The 21,463-nt window shown below is 70.1% G+C and carries 25 protein-coding genes, 1 tRNA gene and 1 pseudogene; 21 read left to right on the forward strand and 6 right to left on the reverse strand.

From position 1 onward, the window contains the following. The first annotated feature begins 9 nt into the window (after positions 1-9). The 14 genes from IEZ13_RS21515 (at position 10) to IEZ13_RS21580 (ending at position 12,595) form a co-directional block, all read left to right on the forward strand. A complete protein-coding gene (locus IEZ13_RS21515; RefSeq protein ID WP_183222793.1) occupies positions 10-630 on the forward strand; it encodes an NADH-quinone oxidoreductase subunit C in 621 nt (206 codons plus the stop codon). Beyond that, a complete protein-coding gene (gene nuoH / locus IEZ13_RS21520) occupies positions 630-1,574 on the forward strand; it encodes an NADH-quinone oxidoreductase subunit NuoH (protein ID WP_183223033.1) in 945 nt (314 codons plus the stop codon). The genes IEZ13_RS21515 and nuoH overlap by 1 nt, the downstream gene beginning before the upstream one ends. 52 nt (positions 1,575-1,626) lie before the next feature. Then, the gene (locus IEZ13_RS21525) at positions 1,627-2,232 is read left to right on the forward strand and encodes a NuoI/complex I 23 kDa subunit family protein (protein WP_183222794.1); all 606 of its coding nucleotides are present in this window, start codon (positions 1,627-1,629) and stop codon (positions 2,230-2,232) included. Then, positions 2,229-2,744, forward strand: a complete 516-nt coding sequence (locus IEZ13_RS21530; protein ID WP_183222795.1) for an NADH-quinone oxidoreductase subunit J family protein — start codon at positions 2,229-2,231, stop codon at positions 2,742-2,744. Before IEZ13_RS21525 ends, IEZ13_RS21530 begins: the two co-directional genes overlap by 4 nt. Beyond that, positions 2,744-3,115 (forward strand): NADH-quinone oxidoreductase subunit NuoK, encoded by a 372-nt coding sequence (gene nuoK / locus IEZ13_RS21535; protein WP_183222796.1) that lies wholly within the window; start codon positions 2,744-2,746, stop codon positions 3,113-3,115. The genes IEZ13_RS21530 and nuoK overlap by 1 nt, the downstream gene beginning before the upstream one ends. Beyond that, entirely contained in the window at positions 3,112-5,025 is a 1,914-nt protein-coding gene (locus IEZ13_RS21540) for an NADH-quinone oxidoreductase subunit 5 family protein (RefSeq protein ID WP_183222797.1), read from the forward strand. Before nuoK ends, IEZ13_RS21540 begins: the two co-directional genes overlap by 4 nt. Beyond that, positions 5,022-6,521, forward strand: coding sequence for a complex I subunit 4 family protein (locus tag IEZ13_RS21545; protein WP_183222798.1), 1,500 nt, complete (start codon positions 5,022-5,024; stop codon positions 6,519-6,521). Before IEZ13_RS21540 ends, IEZ13_RS21545 begins: the two co-directional genes overlap by 4 nt. Further along, entirely contained in the window at positions 6,518-7,930 is a 1,413-nt protein-coding gene (locus IEZ13_RS21550; protein ID WP_183222799.1) for an NADH-quinone oxidoreductase subunit N, read from the forward strand. The genes IEZ13_RS21545 and IEZ13_RS21550 overlap by 4 nt, the downstream gene beginning before the upstream one ends. 102 nt (positions 7,931-8,032) lie before the next feature. Further along, a complete protein-coding gene (htpX, locus tag IEZ13_RS21555) occupies positions 8,033-8,902 on the forward strand; it encodes a zinc metalloprotease HtpX (RefSeq protein WP_183222800.1) in 870 nt (289 codons plus the stop codon). A gap of 101 nt (positions 8,903-9,003) precedes the next feature. After that, entirely contained in the window at positions 9,004-10,260 is a 1,257-nt protein-coding gene (locus IEZ13_RS21560; RefSeq protein WP_183222801.1) for an MFS transporter, read from the forward strand. Between the two features lie 50 nt (positions 10,261-10,310). Then, positions 10,311-10,745, forward strand: a complete 435-nt coding sequence (locus tag IEZ13_RS21565) for a DUF1707 SHOCT-like domain-containing protein (RefSeq protein ID WP_229794863.1) — start codon at positions 10,311-10,313, stop codon at positions 10,743-10,745. Between the two features lie 7 nt (positions 10,746-10,752). Continuing rightward, a complete protein-coding gene (locus tag IEZ13_RS21570) occupies positions 10,753-11,772 on the forward strand; it encodes an LLM class flavin-dependent oxidoreductase (protein ID WP_183222802.1) in 1,020 nt (339 codons plus the stop codon). After that, positions 11,769-11,924 (forward strand): GNAT family N-acetyltransferase, encoded by a 156-nt coding sequence (locus tag IEZ13_RS21575; RefSeq protein WP_183222803.1) that lies wholly within the window; start codon positions 11,769-11,771, stop codon positions 11,922-11,924. Before IEZ13_RS21570 ends, IEZ13_RS21575 begins: the two co-directional genes overlap by 4 nt. Beyond that, the gene (locus IEZ13_RS21580; protein WP_183222804.1) at positions 11,921-12,595 is read left to right on the forward strand and encodes an MOSC domain-containing protein; all 675 of its coding nucleotides are present in this window, start codon (positions 11,921-11,923) and stop codon (positions 12,593-12,595) included. Before IEZ13_RS21575 ends, IEZ13_RS21580 begins: the two co-directional genes overlap by 4 nt. Positions 12,596-12,842: 247 nt before the next feature. On the opposite strand, the gene IEZ13_RS21585 is transcribed toward IEZ13_RS21580, so the two are convergent. The 3 genes and pseudogenes from IEZ13_RS21585 to IEZ13_RS46665 all read right to left on the reverse strand — a co-directional run. Continuing rightward, complete coding sequence (locus IEZ13_RS21585; RefSeq protein WP_183222805.1) at positions 12,843-13,034, reverse strand: hypothetical protein; 192 nt, start codon at positions 13,032-13,034, stop codon at positions 12,843-12,845. 23 nt (positions 13,035-13,057) lie between these two features. Further along, complete coding sequence (locus IEZ13_RS21590; protein ID WP_183222806.1) at positions 13,058-13,375, reverse strand: hypothetical protein; 318 nt, start codon at positions 13,373-13,375, stop codon at positions 13,058-13,060. Between the two features lie 506 nt (positions 13,376-13,881). Continuing rightward, positions 13,882-14,030, reverse strand: a pseudogene (locus tag IEZ13_RS46665) (integrase); the annotation flags it as partial. Between IEZ13_RS46665 and IEZ13_RS21595 the strand changes: the two are divergent. The 4 genes from IEZ13_RS21595 (at position 13,971) to IEZ13_RS21610 (ending at position 17,703) form a co-directional block, all read left to right on the forward strand. Continuing rightward, positions 13,971-14,519, forward strand: coding sequence for a hypothetical protein (locus IEZ13_RS21595; protein ID WP_183222807.1), 549 nt, complete (start codon positions 13,971-13,973; stop codon positions 14,517-14,519). The pseudogene IEZ13_RS46665 and the gene IEZ13_RS21595 overlap by 60 nt on opposite strands. Then, the gene (locus IEZ13_RS21600) at positions 14,516-15,220 is read left to right on the forward strand and encodes an HAD family hydrolase (RefSeq protein WP_183222808.1); all 705 of its coding nucleotides are present in this window, start codon (positions 14,516-14,518) and stop codon (positions 15,218-15,220) included. The genes IEZ13_RS21595 and IEZ13_RS21600 overlap by 4 nt, the downstream gene beginning before the upstream one ends. After that, a complete protein-coding gene (locus tag IEZ13_RS21605; RefSeq protein WP_183222809.1) occupies positions 15,217-16,041 on the forward strand; it encodes a phosphotransferase in 825 nt (274 codons plus the stop codon). Before IEZ13_RS21600 ends, IEZ13_RS21605 begins: the two co-directional genes overlap by 4 nt. Before the next feature lie 216 nt (positions 16,042-16,257). Continuing rightward, the gene (locus IEZ13_RS21610; RefSeq protein WP_183222810.1) at positions 16,258-17,703 is read left to right on the forward strand and encodes a hypothetical protein; all 1,446 of its coding nucleotides are present in this window, start codon (positions 16,258-16,260) and stop codon (positions 17,701-17,703) included. Between the two features lie 47 nt (positions 17,704-17,750). Here IEZ13_RS21610 and IEZ13_RS21615 read toward each other — a convergent pair whose 3' ends face one another. Continuing rightward, positions 17,751-18,032, reverse strand: coding sequence for a hypothetical protein (locus IEZ13_RS21615; RefSeq protein ID WP_183222811.1), 282 nt, complete (start codon positions 18,030-18,032; stop codon positions 17,751-17,753). Positions 18,033-18,562: 530 nt separating this feature from the next. After that, a tRNA-Tyr gene (locus IEZ13_RS21620) sits at positions 18,563-18,643 on the reverse strand. A 148-nt stretch (positions 18,644-18,791) separates the two neighbouring features. Here IEZ13_RS21620 and IEZ13_RS21625 point away from each other — a divergent pair. The 3 genes from IEZ13_RS21625 to IEZ13_RS21635 are packed head-to-tail and all read left to right on the forward strand — an operon-like array spanning position 18,792 to position 20,793. Next, positions 18,792-19,283 carry a YajQ family cyclic di-GMP-binding protein gene (locus tag IEZ13_RS21625; RefSeq protein WP_183222812.1) on the forward strand — a complete coding sequence of 164 codons (492 nt, stop codon included), beginning with the start codon at positions 18,792-18,794 and terminating at the stop codon, positions 19,281-19,283. A 43-nt stretch (positions 19,284-19,326) separates the two neighbouring features. Continuing rightward, positions 19,327-19,962 (forward strand): LysE family translocator, encoded by a 636-nt coding sequence (locus IEZ13_RS21630; RefSeq protein ID WP_183222813.1) that lies wholly within the window; start codon positions 19,327-19,329, stop codon positions 19,960-19,962. 27 nt (positions 19,963-19,989) lie between these two features. Next, positions 19,990-20,793, forward strand: a complete 804-nt coding sequence (locus IEZ13_RS21635) for a sulfurtransferase (protein ID WP_183222814.1) — start codon at positions 19,990-19,992, stop codon at positions 20,791-20,793. A 1-nt stretch (position 20,794) separates the two neighbouring features. On the opposite strand, the gene IEZ13_RS21640 is transcribed toward IEZ13_RS21635, so the two are convergent. After that, positions 20,795-21,121 carry a hypothetical protein gene (locus IEZ13_RS21640; protein ID WP_183222815.1) on the reverse strand — a complete coding sequence of 109 codons (327 nt, stop codon included), beginning with the start codon at positions 21,119-21,121 and terminating at the stop codon, positions 20,795-20,797. Between the last annotated feature and the right edge of the window lie 342 nt (positions 21,122-21,463).

Below are 21,463 nucleotides of genomic sequence, written 5' to 3' on the forward strand. Positions count from 1 at the left end.
ATGAGCGGCATGACGCCCGAAGAGGTCGGTGAGCGCCTGGTCGCCCTGCTGGCGACGGACGATCCGGAGACGGGCCCGGTGACGGCCGAGATCTCCGGCGGCGGCCCGGGCCACGCCCGTGCGGTGGTGGACGTGCCGGCCGCCCGCTGGTGGTTCGCGGCCGAGGTGGTCCGTGACCCGGGGGCGCTGGGCTGCGACTTCTTCGACTGGCTCTCGGCCGTGGACGAGGTGGACGGCGGCTTCTCGGTGCTGGCCCACCTGTGGTCCACCCGCCGCCGGCACGGGCTGCTGCTGCGCACCCGGGTGCCGCGGGAGCATCCGGAGGTGGAGTCCCTGGTGGACCTCTACCCGGGCGCCGAGTGGCACGAGCGGGAGACGTACGAGATGTTCGGCATCTCCTTCGCCCGGCATCCCGGCCTGCGCCCGCTGCTGCTGCCCCCGGAGTTCGAGGGGCATCCGCTGCGCAAGGACTTCGTGCTGGCCGCGCGGGTGGCCAAGCCGTGGCCGGGCGCCAAGGAGCCGGGCGAGTCGGAGGGCGGCACGGCCAAGCGCGCCCCGATGCGCCCACCCGGCGTCCCCGCACCGAACGAGTGGGGCCCGCAGAAGAGCGAGAAGGAGGAGCAGCCGTGATGGAGCTCCTCGTCCGGGTGGGCGCCGTGATGGCCGCCTTCCTGGTCCTGCCGCTGGTCATCGGCCAGGCCGAGCACAAGGTGATGGCCCACATGCAGGGACGGGTCGGCCCGATGTACGCCGGCGCCTTCCACGGCTGGGCACAGCTGGTCGCCGACGGGGTGAAGTTCGTCCAGAAGGAGGACATCACTCCACGTGCGGCGGATCGGACCGTGTTCCGGCTGGCCCCGATCGTGGCGCTCTTCCCGTACCTCATCGTGATCTTGACCTTGCCGCTCGGCCCGGACCTGGTCGCGCAGAGCTTGGACATCGGGTTGTTCCTGGTCCTGGCCGTGCTCGGGATCGGCGTGGTGGCCGTGCTGATGTCCGCGTGGGCCTCGGCGAACAAGTACAGCCTGCTCGGCGGCGTCCGCGGCGCCGCCCAGCTGCTCGGCTACGAGCTGCCGCTGGTCCTGGCCGCGGCGAGCGTCGCGATGGCGGCCGGCACGCTGAGCCTGCCCGGCATCGTCGAGGCCTGGCGGCCCTGGTGGCTGATCTGGCAGGCGCCGGCCGCGCTGGTGTTCTTCATCGCCGGGCTGGCCGAGATCCGGCGCCCTCCCTTCGACATGCCGATCGCCGACTCCGAGCTGGTCTTCGGCTACATGACCGAGTACACCGGGCTGCGTTTCGCGTTCTTCCTGCTGGCCGAGTACGTCGGCATCGTGGTGATCGCCGGTCTCACCACGGTCCTGTTCCTGGGCGGCTGGCACGGGCCGTTCGCGGAGCAGTTGGGCTGGCTGTGGACGCTGCTGAAGGTCGCCGCCCTGTCCTTCGTGATCATCTGGTTCCGGGTCACCTACCCCCGTCTGCGCGAGGACCAGTTGCAGCGCCTCTGCTGGCTGATCCTGGTCCCGGTCTCGCTCGCCCAACTGGTTATCACGGTGGCCGTAAAGTCGCTCCTCTGAAACGCCGGGGCAAGGTCGCGCCGAACAGGCCGAGCGGGCAGGATGTTCCCTTGTGAGTGAGAACGGCGACCGCAACGTGCCCGGCAAGGGTCTGCTCGACGGGCTCGCCGTAACGCTGAAGACCCTGACGCGGCGATCCGGCACCCAGCAGTACCCGGACGTGCAACCCGATCTGCCGCCGCGCTCTCGCGGCGTGATCGCGCTGTCCGAGGAGAACTGCACGGTCTGCATGCTCTGCGCCCGTGAGTGCCCCGACTGGTGCATCTACATCGATTCGCACAAGGAGGAGGTCGTCGTCCCGGGCGCCGCGCGCGCCCGCCAGCGCAACGTGCTGGACCGGTTCGACATCGACTTCTCCCTCTGCATGTACTGCGGCATCTGCATCGAGGTCTGCCCGTTCGACGCGCTGCACTGGACGCCCGAGTTCGAGTACGCGGAGACCGACGTCCTCTCCCTGCTGCACGACAAGACCCGGCTGGGGGAGTGGATGCGCACGGTGCCTCCGCCGCCGGCCCACGACGTGCTCGGCGAGCCGTCCAAGGAGGAGGCCACGGCGGCGCGCAAGGCCGCGGGCCCGGGCGCGGCCACTGCCGCCAAGACCGCAAGACCAGCGACGGTACGAGCTCCGCGCGCCGAAACCACGGAGGACGGGAAGTGACCGTCGCCGACGTGCTGCTGCTGGCCCTCGGCACGGTCGCTGTCGGCTCGGGCGCGCTCGTCGTCACCAGCGCCCACCTGGTCCGCTCCGGCCTCTACCTGGTGGTGAGCCTGGGCGCGATCGCCGGCCTCTACCTGGTCCTCGGCGCCGAACTGGTGGCCTGGGTGCAGGTCCTGGTCTATGTCGGCGCGGTCGTGGTGCTGCTGCTGTTCGCGGTGATGCTGACCCGCGCCCCGATCGGCCCGTCCGCCGACCTGGACCGGCCCGCCCTCCCGGCCGTCCTGATCGGCGGTGGCCTCGGCGCCGGGCTGGCGGTGCTGTTCGCCGACGCGTTCCGCTGGGTCCGCTACCCGGAGGCGGATCCGGGCACCGCCGAACGGGTCGGCGAGCAGATCTTCGGCGCCTGGGTGCTGCCCTTCGAGGTGATCTCGATCCTGCTGCTGTCCGCCCTGGTCGGCGCGATCGTCCTGTCCCGGCCGGACGTCGGCGCCCGACCCACCCCGGAGGCCTGATGCACGTCGTCATCCCGTACGTGGTGGCCGCCCTGCTGTTCGGCCTGGGCGTCTACGGCGTGCTCCGCAGACGCAACGCGATCCTGGTGCTGATGGCCGTCGAGTTGATGCTCAACGCGGTCAACCTGATCCTGGTCACCGCGGACGTCTCGCTGCGCTCCGCGCTCACCGGTGTGGCGGTCGAGTCGTGGGCCCGCCCGGGCGCGGCCGTGCCCGGCACCGGCGGGGTCCTGGCACTCTTCGTGATCGTGCTGGCCGCCGCCGAGGTGGGCGTCGGGCTGGCGATCGTCCTCCAGTTCTACCGGATGCGTAAGGCGGTCGTGGTCGACGACGTGCGGCTGGACGGCGACGAGGAGCGGGTGGCCGGGTGAGCATCGACGTTGCCGGGCCGCTGCTTCCCCTCGTACCCCTGCTCGTGGGTTTGATCGGTCTTGTCCTGCCGCCGGGCGACGGTGGCCGGGCCCGCCGGCGTCTCGCCGCCGGACTCGGTGTGGCCGGCGCCGCGGTGGCCCTCCTCCTCGCGGTCCGGCTGGTCCTCGACCCGGCGGACGACCCCCAGAACAGCGGCCTCACCCTGGCGAACTTCGGCTACCTGGAGGTGCGGTTCGGCACGTTCGTCGATGCCGCGGCCGGCTACGTGGCACTCGCCGTCACGGTGGTCGCCCTGTTCGTCCAGATCTACTCGATCGCCTACCTGCACGACGACCGCCGGTACGCGCCCTACGCCGCACAGGTCAGCCTCTTCACCGGCGCGATGCTGCTGGTCGTCACGAGCAGCGACCTGATCCTCATGCTGCTCGGCTGGGAGGTGATGGGCGCCTGCTCCTACCTGCTGATCGGCCACGACCGGCGGCTGCCCGAGGCGCCGGCCGCCGCGGTGAAGGCCTTCCTGGTCACCCGGGTCGGTGACGTCGGCTTCCTGCTCGGCATCGCCGTCCTGATCGCCGACGCCGACAGCACCTACCTCGGCGACGTGCTCACCCACGACTATTCGGCCGGCACCCTGACCGCCGCCCTGCTGCTGATCCTGGCCGGGGTGGCCGGCAAGAGCGCCCAGTTCCCGCTGCACACCTGGCTTCCGGACGCGATGGCCGGCCCCACCCCGATCTCCGCGCTGATCCACGCCGCCACCATGGTCGCGGCCGGTGTCTACGTGGTGGCCCGGCTCTACCCGCTCTACCGGCAGTCCCCGGCCGCACTGGCCACCCTCGCCGTGATGGCCGCGATCACCATCCTCATCGGCGCGCTCTCGGCTATGGCCCAGGACGACCTGAAACGGGTGCTGGCCTGGTCGACCGTGTCGCAGATCGGGTACATGACCGGTGCCCTGGCCGTCGGCTCGCCCGCCGCCGCCCTGTTCCACCTGCTCACCCACGCCGCGTTCAAGGCGCTGCTGTTCCTCGCGGCGGGCGCGGTGATCCACGCGGTCGGCACCAACCTGATGTCCCGGATGGGCGGCCTGCGCACCCACATGCCGGTCACCTTCTGGTCGTTCGTGATCGGCCTGGGCGCGCTCGCCGGCGTGCCGCCGCTCTCCGGCTTCTGGTCGAAGGAGAACGTGCTGACCGCCGCCGCCCACGCCACCGAGGGCGGCGAGACGGCGCCCGCCTGGGCCGCGTGGGTGGTCTGGCTGGCCGCGCTCCTCTCGGTCGGGATCACCGCGTGGTACGCGACCCGCCTCCTGCTGCGCACGTTCTTCGGCGTCTCCCGGGCGTACGGTCCGGACGGCCCGGACTGGGAGGTCGGCTTCGATGACGGCAGCTACCGGACCCCGGCCGTCCCGCACGATCCGCCCGCACTGATGCGCTGGCCGCTGATCCTGCTCGGGATCCCGGCCGCGCTGCTCGGGCTGGCCGCCTTCGCCCCCGGCTTCCGGACAGCCCTGGAACTGGAGGATCCGCACCTCGGCGTGGCGGTGGCCCTGCCGATGCTGCTGCTCGTGGCCGGCGCCGGGACCGCGTGGTGGCTCTGGCGGGCGGCGCCCGGCGCCGACCCGGCTCTCGTCCTCGGCCGTGCCGAGCCGTTCCTGGCCGCCGGGTTCCGCCTCGACGAGGTCCAGGACCGCTTCGTGGTCCGCCCGGTCAAGGCGGTCGCCCGCGTGGTCACCGCGTTCGACACGAACGACGTGGACGCCGTCGTCATGGCCACCGGCACCGGCACCCGGAGCGCCGGTGAACTGCTGAAACAGGCACACCGGCGACCGCTGCCGGCCGCCGCGGTCGCGGTCTGCGCCGCCGCCCTGGTGCTGGGGGCCGTCGCCTGGTGGGGGGCCGTGGCATGAACAACCTGCTGATCGCGCTGCTCGTGGTGCCCGCGCTGGGGGCCGTCGTCGTCGCTCTGCTGCCGGACCGGCGGGCCCGGCTCGTCTCCACCGGCTTCGCCGCCGTCACGTTCGTGCTCTCGGTGCTGCCGATCCTGGTCCGCCCGAACGAGTACACCTGGTTCGCCTACCAGCCCGGCGACGGCCCGCCGATGGTGCCGTGGGCCGAGATCGACCTGCCCTGGGTGCCGGCCCTCGGGCTGGAGTTCCACCTCGGCGTGGACGGGATCTCGTACCCCCTGATCGTCCTGACCGGGTTGCTCACCCTGCTCTGCTGCGCGTACAACCGGAAGGGCCGCGCCCTGGCCGCGCTCCTGCTGGTTCTGGAGGTCGGCGTCCTCGGCACCTTCCTGGCCCTGGACCTGATCCTGTTCTTCCTGTTCTTCGAGGTCGTCCTCCTGCCGATGTACGCGGTGATCGCCGGCTGGGGCGGACCGAACCGCCGGGCGGCGGCCCGCAAGTTCGTCCTCTACACGCTGGCCGGCTCGGTCCTGCTGCTGCTCGGCGTGCTGCTCGTGGTGACGTCGGCCGGCACCGGCGACCTGGTCACCCTGACCGGCGCTGCCGAGACCGGCGCCGCCGAGCTCAGCCCGGAGACCCAGCGCGTGGCCTTCGTCCTGCTGGCTCTCGCGTTCGCGGTGAAGGCCCCGCTCTGGCCGCTGCACACCTGGCTGCCCGACGCGCACACCGAGGCCCCGACGGTCGGGTCGGTGCTCCTGGCCGGCGTGCTGCTCAAGATGGGCACGTACGGGATGATCCGGGTCGGCGTCGGCGCGGCCCCGGAGGGCGCCGCCTGGGCCTCGCCGGCCCTCGGCGTCCTGGCCGTGGTCGCGATCGTCGCCGGCGCGCTGATCTGCCTGCGCCAGACCGAGCTGAAACGCCTGATCGCCTACTCCAGCGTCGGCCACATGGGCTTCGTGCTGCTCGGCATCGCCACCATGTCGATCACCGGCGTCCAGGCCGCCCTGGTCGGCAACGTCGCCCACGGCCTGATCACCGGCCTGCTGTTCTTCCTCGCCGGGACGATCAAGGACCGTACCGGGACGGGCTCCCTCGACCTGATCGGCGGCCTCCGGGAGACCGCCCCGCGCCTGGCCGGGCTGCTCGGCTTCGCCGCCATCGCCTCGCTCGGCCTGCCCGGTCTGGCCGGGTTCTGGGGCGAGGCGTTCGCGGTGATCGCCGCGGTCAAGCGCGGCGGCCCGTTCTGGCTCACCCTGGCGGCCGTCGCCGCGGTCGGCGGGGCCCTTACCGCCGCCTACTTCCTGCGCCTGCTGCGCCGGGTGACGCACGGCCCGGCCACCCCGGCGGTGGCCGCGTCGAGCCCGGCCGTCACCCGGATCGAGTGGCTGGCCTGGACCCCGCTGATCCTGCTGACGCTGGCCGTCGGCGTGGTCCCGGCCCTGGTCCTCAACGACACCGTCGTGCCGCTCGCCAACCTGCTGGGAGTGAAGCTGTGACCAGCCAGGCCGTCGACCACGTCGCGCTGCTGCCGCTGTACGCCGCGGCCGGCACCGCGATCCTGGCCCTGCTCGCCGACCTGTTCGCCGGGAAGCGCGCGGTGACGATCACGGCCACCCTGCTCGGCGCCCTCGCCACCGGGGTGACCGCCCTGGCCGTGGGCCCGTGGGACGCCACCTTCTGCGTCCCGGGCGGCTGCTCCTGGGTGCCGTCCTGGCCGGCCGCGGCGACCGCCGCGCTGTTCGCCGGCCTGACCGCCGGGGTTCTCGCCCTCTCGGTTCCCGCGCTGCGCCTCGGCGCCGCCCCGGCCGGTGAGTTCTGCTTCCTGCTGGCCTGCTCGATGACCGGCGGCGTCACCGTCGCCTACGCGGGTGACCTGCTCACCCTGATCGTCGGTCTGGAGACCCTCACCCTCCCGCTGTACGTGCTGGTCGGCCTCCGCAGGTTCGCCCCCGGCGAGCGGACCACCACCGACGCGGCCTCCGCCTCGGTCACGTTCTTCCTGATCAGCGTCATCTCGACGGCGATCGTCCTGCTCGGCATCGCCCTCAACTACGCCGCCACCGGGGCCGTGCACCTGGGCATGCTGGGTCCCGCCCCGGCCCCGTTCGCCGCCCTGGCCGGGGTCGGCGCCGCGCTGCTGGTGATCGGCCTGGCCTTCAAGGTGGCCGCCGTGCCGCTACACGCCTGGGCGCCGGCCACCTACGACGGCGCCCCGGTGCCGATCGCCGCCTACCTGTCGACCGCCTCCAAGCTGGGTGGTGTGCTGGCCCTGGCCGCGGTCGCCGCCCGGCTGGACACCAGCGCCGTGGTCGCGGTCCTGGCCGTGCTGACCATGACCGTCGGCAACCTGGTGGCGCTCCGCCAGACCCGCATGGTGCGGCTGCTCGCCTGGTCGTCGATGGCCCAGGCCGGCTACATCCTGGCCGCCCTGGCCCTCGGCGCCCCCGGTGTTCCGGCGGCCCTGGCGTACGCCGTGTTCTTCATGGTCCTGGAACTGATCGCCTTCGGTGTGGTGGTGGCCCTGCGCCCAGTCGCGGCGGACGGCGGCACCCTCGACGACTTCCGTGGCGCGGCCCGCAGGCACCCGTGGCCGGGTGCGGCTCTCGTCCTGGCGCTGGCCGGTCTCGCCGGTCTCCCGCCGGGTCTGGCCGGCCTGTTCGCCAAGGTGTCCGTGGTCGAGGCCCTGGTGGCCGAGGGCTGGATCTGGCTCGCCGCGGTGGTCGTGGTCAACGCGGTGATCGCCCTCGCCTACTACGTACGGGTCGGAGCCCTGCTCTACACCGGCCCCGCCGAGGACACCGGACGTCGCCCGGTGAGCCGCCCGGTGGCCGCCGTCCTGGTCGCCACCACGATCGTGGCCGTCGTTCTCGGCTTCGCCCCGCAGTTGCTTCTCGGCGCCCTCTGAGAACCGGGTTCAGCGAACTCACAGCGCGTACACGGATGAACACGCTGGTCGACGCTGTTCCCTGGAGTGCGGGCCACCAGCCCGCAAGCCGAAGGAGGAACGTTGCACAGCCACCACAACGGCCTCAAGACCGCCGCCCTGCTCGGACTGCTCACCAGCCTGATCCTCGCCGTGGGCTACTGGCTGGGCGGCAGCGCCGGCCTCGTCATCGCCGTGCTGATCTCGCTGGCGACGAACGCCGTCAGCTACTTCTACTCCGACCGGATCGCCCTGCGGGCCATGGGCGCCCGCCCGGTGACCGAGGCGGAGCTGCCCGGTCTCTACCGAATCGTCCGCGAGCTGGCCACCGAGGCCGGCCAGCCGATGCCCCGCCTCTACGTCTCGCCGGCGCTCCAGCCCAACGCGTTCGCGACCGGCCGCGACCCGGAGCACGCCGCGGTCGCGGTGACCGTCGGCATCCTGAACCTGCTGGAGCCGCGTGAGCTGCGCGGTGTCATCGGGCACGAGCTGTCGCACGTCTACAACCGCGACATCCTGATCTCCAGCGTCGCCGCCGGCCTGGCCGGGATCGTCACGATGCTGGCCAACCTGGCGTTCTTCCTGCCGTTCGGCGGCTCGGACGACGACGACGGCCCGAACCCGGCCGGCCTGCTGCTCATGATGATCCTGGGCCCGCTGGCCGCGTCGATCATCCAGCTGGCGATCAGCCGGAACCGGGAATTCGAGGCGGATGCCTCCGGGGCCGCGCTCACCGGTGATCCGCTCGCTCTCGCGAGCGCCCTCGAGAAGATCCATCACGGTACGGCCCGCGCGCCGCTGCCGGCCGGCGGACAGCTGACCAGCGCCGCCCACCTGATGATCGCCAACCCGTTCTCCGGTGGAGGGATCGCCGGGCTGTTCTCCACCCACCCGCCGATGGCCGAGCGGATCCGGCGCCTCCAGGAGCAGGCCGCGTTGGTCCGTCGCTGGTGACGCGCGCGACAACGGCCGATCTTTCAGGTCTGTCAACCGACCGCCGACGTTAGCCTCGAAACTCGTTTCGCTCGTTACCGTCGGCAGTCGGAGGCCAGCTCGTGACCGCATTGCGTCAGTACCTTGGCGTATGGCACCTACCGGGCGCGAAGGTCCTTCTGGTGGTCGGCATCCTGGCCCGCCTCGGTATCGGGATGACCCCGCTGGCCCTGCTCCTGCTCGTCGAGCAGGCCACCGGACGGTATGCGGCGGCCGGTCTCGCAGGTGGCGTCTACGCGCTGGCCGGCGCCGCGGTCAGCCCGATCGCCGGCCGCCTCGCCGACCGGATCGGCCCGGCCCCGATCCTCCTGGCCACCGCGATCCTGCACCCGCTGGCGCTGGCCGCCCTGCTGCTGGCGAGCCGGGGCGGCGCGGATGCCCTGGAGTGGATCTTCGTGGCGTCGGCGGGAGCCGGCGCCACCTACCCGCCGCTGACCGCGGCGATCCGTCGCGCCTGGACCGACATGACGTCTCCCGGCACCGGCCGGCACCAGCTGCGCTCGGCCGCCATCGCCGCCGAGACCTCGCTGTTCGAGCTGGTCTTCGTGCTCGGCCCGATGCTGGTGGCGGCCCTCATGGTGATCTCCGGTCAGCCCGAGTCGGCGCTGATCAGCGCCGCCGTCGCCACCCTCGCCGGTACGGCGTGGATCGCCCGCCTCCCGGTCATGCGGCACCGCGGCGGCCACGACCCGGCGGCCGCCGCGAAGGGCCTGGGCCCGCTGCGGACCGGCGGCTTCCCGGCGCTGCTGCTGTGCGTCGGCGCCCTCGGCGTCGCGTTCGGCGCGGCCGGCGTGATCGTCCCGGCGTACGCCGCACAGCACGGCGGCGGCGCGTCCCTCGGCGGGGTGCTGCTCGGCGTCTGGGGCATCGGCAGCGCGATCGGCGGCATCTGGTTCGGCACCCGCCGCCCGGCGATGACCCTGTCCCGCCAGTTCGCCTGGCTGCTGGCCGCCGTGTCGACGAGCTTCCTGCTGCTGGCGTTCATGCCGAGCCCGCTCTGGCTGGGCACGGCCCTGGTGTTCGGCGGCGCGACCATCGCCCCCGCCCTGACCGTGGAGAACAGCCTGGTCGGCCGGATCGCCCCGGCCGGGATGATGAACGAGGCGTACACCTGGATGATCACCGTTTCGGTCAGCGGCAGCGCGGCCGGCGGCGCCGTGGCCGGTGCGATCGTCGACCAGCCGGGCGGTCTGCCCTGGTCGTTCGTGTTCGCCGCGGTGGTCCTGCTGCTCGCCGCCGGGGTCGCCGCGATCCCCGAGGGGTCGATGGCCCGCGCCGACCGGCACGCCACCGAGCGCCTCGCCACCGAACCGGTGTGAGCGTCGCGCGATAGCCTGGCGACAGGCTTGGTGTGGCGAGGGGGGCGGCTGTGTCCAAAGAGGTCGAGAGCATGCGCGCGGCGGATTCGGACCGCCAGCAGATCGCCGACCAGTTGAAGGCCGCGCTCGACGAGGGCCGCCTCTCCCTGCACGAGTACGACGAGCGCATCGGCGCCGCCTACGCCGCACGTACGTACGCCGAATTGCTCTTGATCGTCAAAGATCTGCCCCGCCCCGGCGTCAGCGCCGCCGAGGTGCGCGCTCAGGCGCGGAAGGCCGCCCGTCGCCTGCCGACCGCTCTGCTCGTTCTCTGGACCATCTGGGGTGCGCTCGCCGCGGTCAACGTGGTGATCTACGCCCTGGTCGCGGTCTCCATCACCGAGTTCGTCTACCCGTGGCCGATCTGGCTGCTGGTTCCGGGTGTCGCGCTCGGTGCGGTGACCGCCGGAGTGCAAGTGATCCGCAATCAGAATCGGGGAGACTGAGTCCCGCATGACCGCACCGACCCGCGTTCCGCTCTCCGTGCTCGACCTGGCCACGGTCCGCGAAGGGCACGGCAGCGCCGACGCGCTGCGCGGCACCATCGAGATCGCCAAGGCCGCCGACGAACTCGGCTACCGCCGGTTCTGGGTCGCCGAGCACCACAACATGCCGGCCGTCGCCTCCACCTCGCCACCGGTGCTGATCGGCGCCGTGGCCGCACACACCCGGCAGATCCGGGTCGGTTCCGGCGGCGTGATGCTGCCCAACCACATGCCGTTCGTGGTGGCCGAGCAGTTCGCCATGCTGGAGGCGCTCTACCCGGGCCGGGTCGACCTGGGCATCGGCCGCGCCCCCGGCACCGACCAGGCGACCGCGGCGGCCCTGCGCGGGGTCTCGCCCTACCTGACCGTGGAGCAGTTCCCGGAGCATCTGCGCACCCTGCTGGGCCTGCTCGGCGACGAGCGGGTGCCGACCGAGCGGCTCACCGCCACGCCCGCCGCGGAGAGCTTCCCCGAGGTGTGGATGCTCGGCTCGTCGACCTACGGGGCCCAGGTGGCGGCCGCGCTCGGGCTGCCGTTCTGCTACGCGTACCACTTCGCCGCGAGCTCGGACGTCGACGGCGCCCTCCGCCTCTACCGCAACGGGTTCCAGCCGTCGCCGCGCTACCCCCGGCCATGGGTGATGGTCAGCGCCTCCGTGCTGGCGGCCGAAACCTCCGAGGAGGCCCGCTTCCTGGCCGGTCCCAGCCGGGTGATGGCCCTCAGCCTGCGCACCGGCCGGCTCGGCCCGATGATCTCCCCGGAGGCGGCGGCCGAACGCGAACTGTCCGACCTGGACCGTGCCCTGCTCGATTCGCTGCCCGGCACCCAGTACGCGGGCACCGTCGAGGAGGTCGTCTCCGGCCTCGACACGCTGGTCGCCCGGACCGGCGCCGACGAACTCATCCTGGCCGGAGCGGTCCACGACCCGGCCACCCGCATCGACAGCCTGGCCCGGATCGCCAAGGCCTGGGGCCCGGTCGCCGGATGACCTGGCACCTGACCTCCGACGTGGAGACCTTCGCCGCCACGGCGGGCACCTTCCTCTTCATCGGCCTGGCGAACCCGGCCGGCAACGCCCTCTACCCCAGGCTGGGCTACCGGTCGACAGAAGACCGAGCGGTGGTGGAATTCTCCTCATGACCAGTGGCATCGTCCTCTCCCTGAACGTCGGCGGCTCCGAACCCAACCCGGCGAAGAAGGACTCCGGCCGGACCGGTATAGGCAAGCGCCCGGTGGACCACCCGATAACGGTCCGCCGCCCCGGCCCGAAGACCACCGGCCTGCACAGCGGCGTGGTAGGCGACTTCATCGGCGACACCCGACATCACGGCGGCGACGACCAGGCGGTGTACGCGTACGCCGTCGAGGACTACGCCTGGTGGTCCGCAGAGCTGTCCCGCGACCTGCCCCCCGGCCTGTTCGGCGAGAACCTGACCACCCAGGGCCTGGACCTCTACAACGCCGTACTGGGCGAACAGTGGCGAGTAGGCGACACGGTGATCCTGGAGACCACCTTCGGCCGCATCCCGTGCTCCACTTTCCAGCACCGCATGGCCGAGCCCCGCTGGATCAAGCGCTTCGCCGACTCCAACCGCACCGGCGCCTACCTCCGCATCCTCCAGGAGGGCGAAATCCACCCGGGCGCGCCCATCGAGGTGATCCACCGCCCCACCCACGGCCTGACCCTCGCCGAGGCCTTCGACATCTACATGCACACCCCGGAAAACCTGTCCCGCCTCCTGGTGGCCGAAGCCCTGCCCCCCGATCTCCGCACCGAGATCGAAAAGCGCCTGACCCCCACACCCTCCTGACGGAACCCCCCCCAGAAACGAAACGGCCGGCGCCGTGTAGGCGCGTCGCCGGCCGGTCGCTCAGAAGTTCTGGTCGCCGTAGAGGCGCATCTGCGTCTCCGTCGCGAGCCGGGCTTGCTCTTCCTCGTCGACCTGCGACCGCCATCGCAGAAAGGCTTCTTGGGCTTTCATCAGCGGCTCGGCGTAGGCGCAACTGTGCGCGACGTTCCGGAAGCTAATCCGCCCTTCGAGTACGTCCCGGGCCATCTCAGCCGGCGCCGATGTCGACGAGCCGGGCGAAGAGGTCATGAAGCTGGCCCATCAGCTGCCGATGGCCGGGAGCGACGAAGCCGATCAGCCCTTGGTCGAGGATCGTGAAGCTGCCATGGCCCGAGACGTACCGGTCGGCTTCCTCGGCGACGCGTTCCACGTCGCCGAGCTTGCGCGCGTACTCGGGCACCTGGAAGGGATCAGTTCTGAGGGTCATAGCGGCGTGATCCTGTTCGTGATGACAACCGCCAGGACCATCAGGCCCGTTCCGATGACCGCGAGGAGCAGGCTTCGCCGCCAGAGCCGCGTGGTCTCGGCGATGTCGCTGGTCCGGTGCAGTTTGACCGCGTCGATGATCGAGTAGCTGAACGCGGCCGCCGGCAGGAGCAGGATCGGCCAACCGATGAGCGGAATGGGGCTGCCCGAGGCGGTGGAGACCACGACGCCGAACAGCACCAGCAGATAGATCCCGGCAGGGAAGATTGCCAGCTTGCCGGCGCTGCGCTGCATATCAAGTCTCGGATTGTCCACAGCCGTCCTCTCCGGTGACTACCTGGATCCGAGGGCTACCAACTTGACTAGGCAAGTTTGAGACCCGTGGCCGCCATCGATGCGACCAGCGTTGTTCTCCTGGCTGGGGCAGCCCGCCGCCGTACCCGTCCTATCTGTGGGGTGTTCGATGACGGTCGGCCGCCGGTGCGCGGATCGTCTCGGCGGGCGGTCAGGAGAGGGGCAGTACGGGCCTCTAAAGGATCTTTGCGTGTTCCCGTCATGTTCCCGTGGAGGGCTGTAGACGGCCGGATCTTGCCGGACTCGCCAGATCCCAACGAGAACGGCCCCGGTCAGCGTTTCCGCTGGCACCGGGGCCGTTTCCTGAGCCTGTGGCGGGTAGAGGATTCGAACCTCTGTAGCTTTCGCGACGGATTTACAGGGAGCGCTGGATCATCGGTCCTTCGGTGGCGCTGAGCAGGTCTTTTTCTCTCTGGCAGGTGGCTTGTGATGCCTGCTGCCCACGATTCGCCCACGGTGGGCGGTTCTTACCCCAATGCCCCGCCGATCCGATCGTTCACCCCGCGTCCCCACCGTCGATGCAGTTGGCGTAGACCCGGAGCAGAACCGCGACGCTGTGACCAAGCCGGTGCGCTACTTCAGTCGCCGGGACCCCAGCGTTCAGCCACAGTTGGACAAGATCCGCGCCGGGCGCCTCACACCAGAGTCGATCGCAATCCGGATCCTGCTGCCCGACCTGGCGCAGCCCGCAGTCGTCCCCTCCCGCGCTGAACCGGCCGGAGACGACCCCGCCGTCCGCGAACGTGCCGCCCGCATCGCCCGCCGGCACACCGAGGCCATCGTCGAATCGGTGGGCGAGCTGGACACACTCGGCCTGGTCCGCAACGCGACCACGGAGATCCGCGCCTACGGCACCACGGTCCTGTCGAAGATGTACATCCTCAACCGCGACGAAGTCTTCTTCGGCTTCTACCCGGTCGTCCGCAACACCGTCTCGGTCGACAAGCAGGCCGTCACGATCTTCGACGTGCTGGGCAAAGACGTCCCGCTCTTCCACTACGCGACCAGCGGCGACGACGGCGACGCCGGAGACCAGTTCGTCCAACAGTCCCGCGCCTGGTTCGACAGCGTCTGGGACACCATCGCGCACGAGTACACCCCGTGAGCGTGGACCTGGTCGGTAGTACTCGCTGTCTGCTGATCGATTTCGACGGCCCGATCTGCTCTGTCTTCGCCGGCTACCCCGCCGCCGCAGTCGCCGACGAGTTGCGCGCCGTCATCCGCCAACGCTGTGGAGGCCACCTTCCGCCGGCCGTCGCGCAGCTGTCATCCGACCCGTTGCGGATCCTCGCCGAAGTCGCAGCCGGGGGAGACGACCGGCTAACCCGGGAGATTGCTGACACCTGCCGCGACGCCGAAGTCAACGCCGTCGCCTCAGCCACCGCAACGCCCGGCGCCGAAGACGTGCTCCGTGCCGCACAAGCCACCGGGCGCCAAGTCGTCATCGTCAGCAACAACGCCACCGCCGCGATCGACGCCTACCTTAAATGCCACGATCTCACCCGCTACATCACCGCCGTGTCCGCGCGCTTCGACGGGATGAACCCGCAGCTACTCAAGCCGCACCCGTTCCTGCTCGAAGCCGGACTCACCCCCACCAACACCGAACCGGCGGAAGCCGTCTTCATCGGCGACTCGGTAACCGACATCGAGGCCGGCCGGACCGCCGGCATCCGCACGATCGGCTACGCCAACAAACCCGGCAAACACCAACGCCTCACCAATGCGGGCGCCGACCTCGTCATCGACTCCATGGTGACCCTCGCCGAGGCGGTACAGCAGACCCCAGCCAGGCAAGCACGATGACCGCCCAGTACGCCGTACCGGCCCCCGTGCTGGCCAACGTCCGCCGCCGTTGGCCCGACATCGCCGAACACTGGATCGCCCACGTCGCCACCGACTTCCGCACCCTCTGCGAGCGCTACCAGGCCACCCCGCGCGAGGTCTTAGCCGCACGGTACGGATTCGTCACCGCCGTCGACACGCCAAACGGACCCCTCGTGCTCCGAAGCAGCCCCGACCCCCACGGACGCGGCCAAGCCGCCGTAGCAACCGCACTCGCTGACCTAGGCGCTGCCCCACAGGTACACGAAGTGGTAGCCACCGACCACGGCGCCTGGACCGTGCTCGAACGAGTGCTTCCCGGAACGCCACTCAGCCAGGCCGACCCGGCAACCGTCAACCCTCAGGCGCTCTTCGCGCCGTTGGCAGCGATGCGGGACCAGCCGCCACCTCTTCCCGGGATGCCGTCAATCCTTGACTGGCTCCGCGATCGCCTCGAAGACGACCAGCTCACCGACCTCCGCCCTGGTACCACCGTCGCCCCCGCAGAGGAACGGAAGGCCGCGCTCGCAATCCTGGCTGACTTGGCTCGCGACCACATACCGGGTCTCTGTCACGGCGACGCCTCCAGCGGCAACATCATCGCCAACGGCCCGCGCCACTGGAGGTACATCGACCCGCGCGGCGTAACAGGCGAACACACTTACGACGCCGCCGTTCTCGCAATCCGGATCGTTACTGCCTACCCATCTCCCGACCTCCAGGCGCAGATCGCCGACCTGGCGCAAGTCAGCCCCGTCCGTCTTCGCAACTGGATGAAGGTCGCCCAAGCTGCACGGGTGTAGCGGAATGTACTGAACTTTGTACATCTGAACGCGGACCAGGTCGAATTCGATGCTTCCAAGCATCAGTGCTGGCGTGCTCACATGCCGATGAGAGGGCGTTAGGGCCGACCTGGTGAAACCACCGTTGGACCTCTCGCTATACCTTCTTGAGGGTGTACGCCGCTGCGTATGGCGCCATGAAATTGCGTAGTCCAGCCCCGAGCTTCCGGGAGTGCCGTGCCCGCCCCGCCGATCCTGCTCGCCTTGGCCGGAAACCGCGCACTGCTTCCAGAACACATCGATGCCCTCTTGGCAATTAACGACCCGGAGTTGTCGCGGGAAGTGGCGCGGGAACAGCGCCTCACCTCCGCGCAGATCGACCGACTTGCCGGTAGTGGCCAGCGCGACATCCTGGTGGCGCTGATCGAGTCAGGCAACCTCGCGGTAGAGCGCATTCCGAACGATGACCCGTGGGCACTTCTTGCCGCCGTCGACCGGGGCGACGCCCCTGACGACTTGCTGCACAGGCTTGCCACCTGGCCGGATGCCGCAGTACGGCTGGCGCTGGGTGAGCATGCGTCGGAGCGGCTAGACATCGCGCAGTTCGTGGCCGACGATGAAGACTGCTCGGTGGCTGCCTGCGCGGCTCGGCTCTGGGAACTTCCCGAGAAGCTGGCGCTGCGGCTATCAAGGCGTGCCGAGGGCTGCGTTCGGGCCGCCCTGGCGTCGAACATACATGCTCCGGGTGTCATTCTGGCTGGCTTGATCGGCGATGAAGGCGAGCCTGGGACGATCCCGTGCCCGCATCGGCCCGACACCGCGGCGGTCATGAGGGAGGTAAGGCTGCTGGCTGCCGGCAATCCCGCGACTCCCGTAGGCGTGGTCGAGCCGTTGACCGTTGGACCCGATCCCACATTGGCGCTGGCACTCGCGTACAGATCAGACCTACGCGACGAGACCTATCGGCACCTGCTGGAGCTTCGCGACCACAACGTAATTGCCCGGGTCGCGATGAACTGGGCGGCACCTCCCGATCTACTCCGCGAACTCTACGACCTCGACGCCGGCCGGTGGCGACACTGCGTCCTGGCGAATCCACGGACCCCGCTGGATCTGCTCGTGCGATACAGCCGCGAGGACGGTTCACCGCCCACCGACAATCACCCGGACCTCGACGGGTTGCTCGCCTTGGCCCGACACGCTGACCCGCGGGTCAGGCTCGTCGCCGCGGCAAGCCACAGTCTTCCGGCAGATGTCCGCGCGACCTTGATCGAAGACGCGGACTTCGAAGTCGCAAACCGAGCTACCCGCTTCTACGCCGTGTCCGCCGAACAGGTCCGTAGGCTCGTAACGCGTTACGGTTCACTCGCCTTCTCACACGTGGCCGGTCACCCAGCTTGTCCGCCCGACGTACTGCTCACCATCGCGACGGATCCGACCAGCTCAGACGAGGCAATCATCGACGTCGCGGTACACGAAGCGGCACCGCCCGCCGCCTTGGCTGCTTGCCTCAGACATGCGCATGCGGCCGCCGGCATCGCGGGCAATCTGGCGACGCCGCCGGACATCCTCACCAAACTCGCATCCCATTCGGATCCCGAAGTCCTATGGGAACTCGCGAGAAATCCAAGCCTCCCCGCTACTGCCGGAGATCTCATCCTCAAAGTCCTCACGACAAGCTGATCGACTGCTCGCCTTCCCCGCATTCATCTGCCGCAGTCCGGTTGCGGTCAACTGAGTTCCGCTTTCAGCCGGTCAGCCCAGTCCTTGTGAGCAAGATCGGCCCAGACCAGAATGTCGCGCCAGTCGCCCTGGGCAATTGAGACAGCATGAAGGAATCGCTGGCTGCTTCCGTCAGCAACGAGAACCACGGCTGCTTGAATACGCTCGGTGCCTTCAGGGGTGTCTCCCGGCTCCCCGTGGATAGCTTCGGCAAGCAGGCCGAGAACAGGTTCGACTTCGTCCGGCGCGAAGCGTCGGGAAACGTAAGCCTGGAGACGGTCGCTGATCATACGAGCCAGCATGCCCTCGCCAGGCAACCGTGATCCGAAAGGCGATCTCGTAGCCGGTTGACCAGCGCGCTCTTCTAGCCGCGTCCGCGCTCTCGGCTGTCGCAGACACCTGGCGGCCGTACTGCCGAGTTGTCCTTTTCTGGATCAAGGCGCCGCGCAAGCGCGGCGCGGGCCGGACGCCCTCGGGCTGCTGGCGGGCTCCGCCCGGCATCGCCCGGCGCGCCGGCCGATTCTCGACTCTGCTCCAGACCGTGACGATCGCTGCTTGGGTCAGTCGCCGTCGTTGCTTCCGGCGATCGCTGCCGCACCGCTTCGCGGCTTGCCACCGAATGCGGGTCGACGGGTGCGGGAGAGGGCTGCCGGGGCGATGCGTTCGATCTCCACGCGATCGGCTGACGGGATGATCCACCTGCCCACGATCCGCCCACAACTGCTTGTGGAGAGCCGGACTCGGCTGGACTCCGCTAGATCACAACGAGAACGGCCCCGGTCAGCGTTTCCGCTGGTACCGGGGCCGTTCTCAACGCCTGTGGCGGGTAGAGGATTCGAACCTCTGTAGCTTTCGCGACGGATTTACAGTCCGCTCCCATTGGCCGCTCGGGCAACCCGCCTGGGCTACTACCGCGGTTTCCCGCGGCAGCGGACACAACAATAGCCGTACCGCGGCTCGGTTCAACAACCGGGTACGGTCGGCATGTCGCGGGCTTCCCGGGAGCCCGCTGTAAGCATCGACAAGCATCCAGCCGCAGGAGTCTGATCATGGCAGCCAACCCGTCGTTCGACATCGTCAGCAAGGTCGACCGGCAGGAGGTCGACAACGCTTTCAACCAGGCGGAGAAGGAGCTCGGCACCCGGTTCGACTTCCGGGGCACCGGCACGAGTCTCGCCAAGTCGGGGGAGGCGTTCACGATCACCTCGGAGACGGAGGAGCGGGCGACCGCCGCGCTCGATGTCTTCAAGGAGAAGCTGGTGAAGCGGAGCATCTCGCTGAAGAGCCTGGACGCCGGTGAGCCGCGCCAGTCCGGCAAGACCTTCAAGATCGACCTCAAGGTGGTCGAGGGCATCGAGACCGAGAAGGCCAAGGCGATCAGCAAGAAGATCCGGGACGAGGGCCCGAAGGGTGTGCAGGCCCAGATCCAGGGTGACCAGCTTCGGGTCACCGGCAAGAAGCGCGACGATCTGCAGGCGGTCATCGCTCTGCTGAAGCAGGAGGACTTCGGGGTCGCGTTGCAGTTCACCAACTACCGCTGATCTCAGTGGCCGCCGAGCGGGGTCCGGGCCGAGAATCGGGGCCATGGACCTGACCGACGCCGTCCTCTCGTTCGCCCTGCTCGGTGCGCTGTTGACGATCACCCCCGGTTTGGATACCGCGCTGGTTCTGCGGGCCGCGGTCACGATGGGCCGGGGTCCGGCGTTCGCGACCGCGCTGGGCATCGGCGCGGGTGCGCTGGCCTGGGGCGCGGCCGCCGCGGTGGGGGCGTCCGCGCTGTTGGCGGCGTCGAGCGTGGGCTACACGATCCTGCGGGTGGTCGGTGCCGCGTACATGATCTTCCTTGGGGTGCGGATGATCGCCGCCGCGTTGCGCCGTGGTGGCCGCATCGCGGAGGCCGAGACGGCGAAGATCGTTCCGACGTTCTGGAGCACCTTCGGCCGGGGTTTCCTGACCAACCTGCTCAACCCGAAGGTGGGCGCCTTCTATCTGGCGGTGATCCCGCAGTTCGTGCCGGAGGGCGCCGACCCGCTGGCGACCGGTCTGCTGCTGGCCCTGGTGCACGACGTGGAGGGTCTGCTCTGGTTCGCCGCGATCATCATGGGCGCGCAGGCGGCGCGTGGCTTCCTGGCCCGGCGTGCCGTCCGGCGTACCGTCGACGCCGGAACCGGCGCGGTCCTGCTCGGTTTCGGCGTCCGGCTGGGGTTGTCCAGTCAGTAGAGAAAGCCCATGGGCGGAGGCGAGCGCGTGATCGATCCGGTGGTGGACGAGTCCTGGCTGCGGGATCACCGTGTGGTCCTGGCCGACGTGCGGTGGTATCTGGACGGCCGTTCCGGCCGGGAGGCCTACGAGCGCGGCCATCTGCCCGGCGCGGTCTTCATCGATCTGGACACCGCGCTGGCCCGGCACGCGTCGCCGGCCGAGGGCCGGCATCCGCTTCCGGATCCGGAGACTTTCGCGGCTGCGATGGCGGCGGCCGGGATCGGCGATCAAGATCAAGTTATCGGGTACGACGACGCCGGCGGAGTCGTGGCGGCCCGCCTGGTGTGGCTGCTCCGGTCGATCGGGCACGACGCCGCGCTGCTGGACGGTGGCTTGACCGCCTACCGGGGCGAGCTGACCACCGAGGTCCCGCGGCGCCAAGCCGCGACGTTCACCGTCCGGCCGTGGCCCGCCGACCGGCTGGCCTCGCTGGAGGAGACCGTGGCGGCGCCGGGCGTGGTGCTGGACGCGCGGGACCGTTCCCGGTTCCGCGGCGACGCCGAGCCGGTTGATCCGCGTCCGGGTCACATTCCGGGCGCCCGCAGTCTCCCCTGCCGGGACAATGTCGACGCCGAGGGCCGTTTCCTACCGGTGCCGGCGTTGCGCGAGCGGTTCGCCGCGGTGGGCGTGGACGGCTCGGGTGACGTCATCTCCTACTGCGGCTCCGGTGTGACCGCCTGCCACAACCTGATCGCCCTGGAGCATGCCGGCCTGGGCGCCGGCCGTCTCTTCCCGGGTTCCTGGTCGCAGTACGCCCACACCGACCGTCGCGCCGCCACCGGGGACTGATTCAGGCCCGGTCGACGCGGGCCTGGTCCTCGATCCACCGTTGGTGGGACTCCCAGGCGGCCTGTTTGCTGGTGCCGAGGGCGGCGCCGATCCGGGTCCAGGAGGCGCCGGCGGCCCGGGCGGAGCGGACCATCGTCTGCCGTCCGTACCCCGCCTTGCGAATGATCACCTCGCTGAGCGCGAGCATCTCGAGGGTCTCGTCGGGGGAGAGGGCGGTTTCGTTGTCCGGGTCCATGGCGGCGAGGGCGTCGCGCATCCGGAGAGCGTCGTAACGATCGGTCGCCGTGGTGAGTGTGTGCCGCCGTTCCAGTTCGTCGGGGGAGGCCATGAAGGCAGTCTTTCGTCAGGCTGTCTTGACGTCAAGCAGCCTTGACGACCGAGTGCGAGTTTGCCTCACTTCTCCGCCTAAATGGGCTATAAAGCCGTCAATTCTTCAGCAGTAGGCGTGAGGGTCTGTTCAGCCGTTCGGCCAGGATTTGCCGGAGCGTCGCCACGACCCGCCGCTGAACGCTGCCTGTCGCACAACTGGTGTGGCACCATCATGTGACCCCCACCCTGATGCGATTCCCCGACTCGAGGAGCAGGACTATGTCTGCAAAAAAGCTGGGCCGCTTCGCTGGCTTGGTTTTTGTGCTTGCCGTTGTCTTCGGTGGCGTCACCGTTGGGGCAT

The organism is Actinoplanes campanulatus (assembly GCF_014647795.1).
GTDB lineage: Bacteria > Actinomycetota > Actinomycetes > Mycobacteriales > Micromonosporaceae > Actinoplanes > Actinoplanes campanulatus.

Coding starts and splice junctions, on each gene's coding strand:
- IEZ13_RS21515 (WP_183222793.1), top strand. CDS start 10: ATGACGCCCGAAGAGGTCGGTGAGCGCCTGGTCGCCCTGCTGGCGACG.
- nuoH (WP_183223033.1), top strand. CDS start 630: ATGGAGCTCCTCGTCCGGGTGGGCGCCGTGATGGCCGCCTTCCTGGTC.
- nuoK (WP_183222796.1), top strand. CDS start 2,744: ATGCACGTCGTCATCCCGTACGTGGTGGCCGCCCTGCTGTTCGGCCTG.
- IEZ13_RS21545 (WP_183222798.1), top strand. CDS start 5,022: ATGAACAACCTGCTGATCGCGCTGCTCGTGGTGCCCGCGCTGGGGGCC.
- IEZ13_RS21570 (WP_183222802.1), top strand. CDS start 10,753: ATGACCGCACCGACCCGCGTTCCGCTCTCCGTGCTCGACCTGGCCACG.
- IEZ13_RS21575 (WP_183222803.1), top strand. CDS start 11,769: ATGACCTGGCACCTGACCTCCGACGTGGAGACCTTCGCCGCCACGGCG.
- IEZ13_RS21580 (WP_183222804.1), top strand. CDS start 11,921: ATGACCAGTGGCATCGTCCTCTCCCTGAACGTCGGCGGCTCCGAACCC.
- IEZ13_RS21605 (WP_183222809.1), top strand. CDS start 15,217: ATGACCGCCCAGTACGCCGTACCGGCCCCCGTGCTGGCCAACGTCCGC.
- IEZ13_RS21615 (WP_183222811.1), bottom strand. CDS start 18,032: ATGATCAGCGACCGTCTCCAGGCTTACGTTTCCCGACGCTTCGCGCCG.
- IEZ13_RS21625 (WP_183222812.1), top strand. CDS start 18,792: ATGGCAGCCAACCCGTCGTTCGACATCGTCAGCAAGGTCGACCGGCAG.
- IEZ13_RS21630 (WP_183222813.1), top strand. CDS start 19,327: ATGGACCTGACCGACGCCGTCCTCTCGTTCGCCCTGCTCGGTGCGCTG.
- IEZ13_RS21640 (WP_183222815.1), bottom strand. CDS start 21,121: ATGGCCTCCCCCGACGAACTGGAACGGCGGCACACACTCACCACGGCG.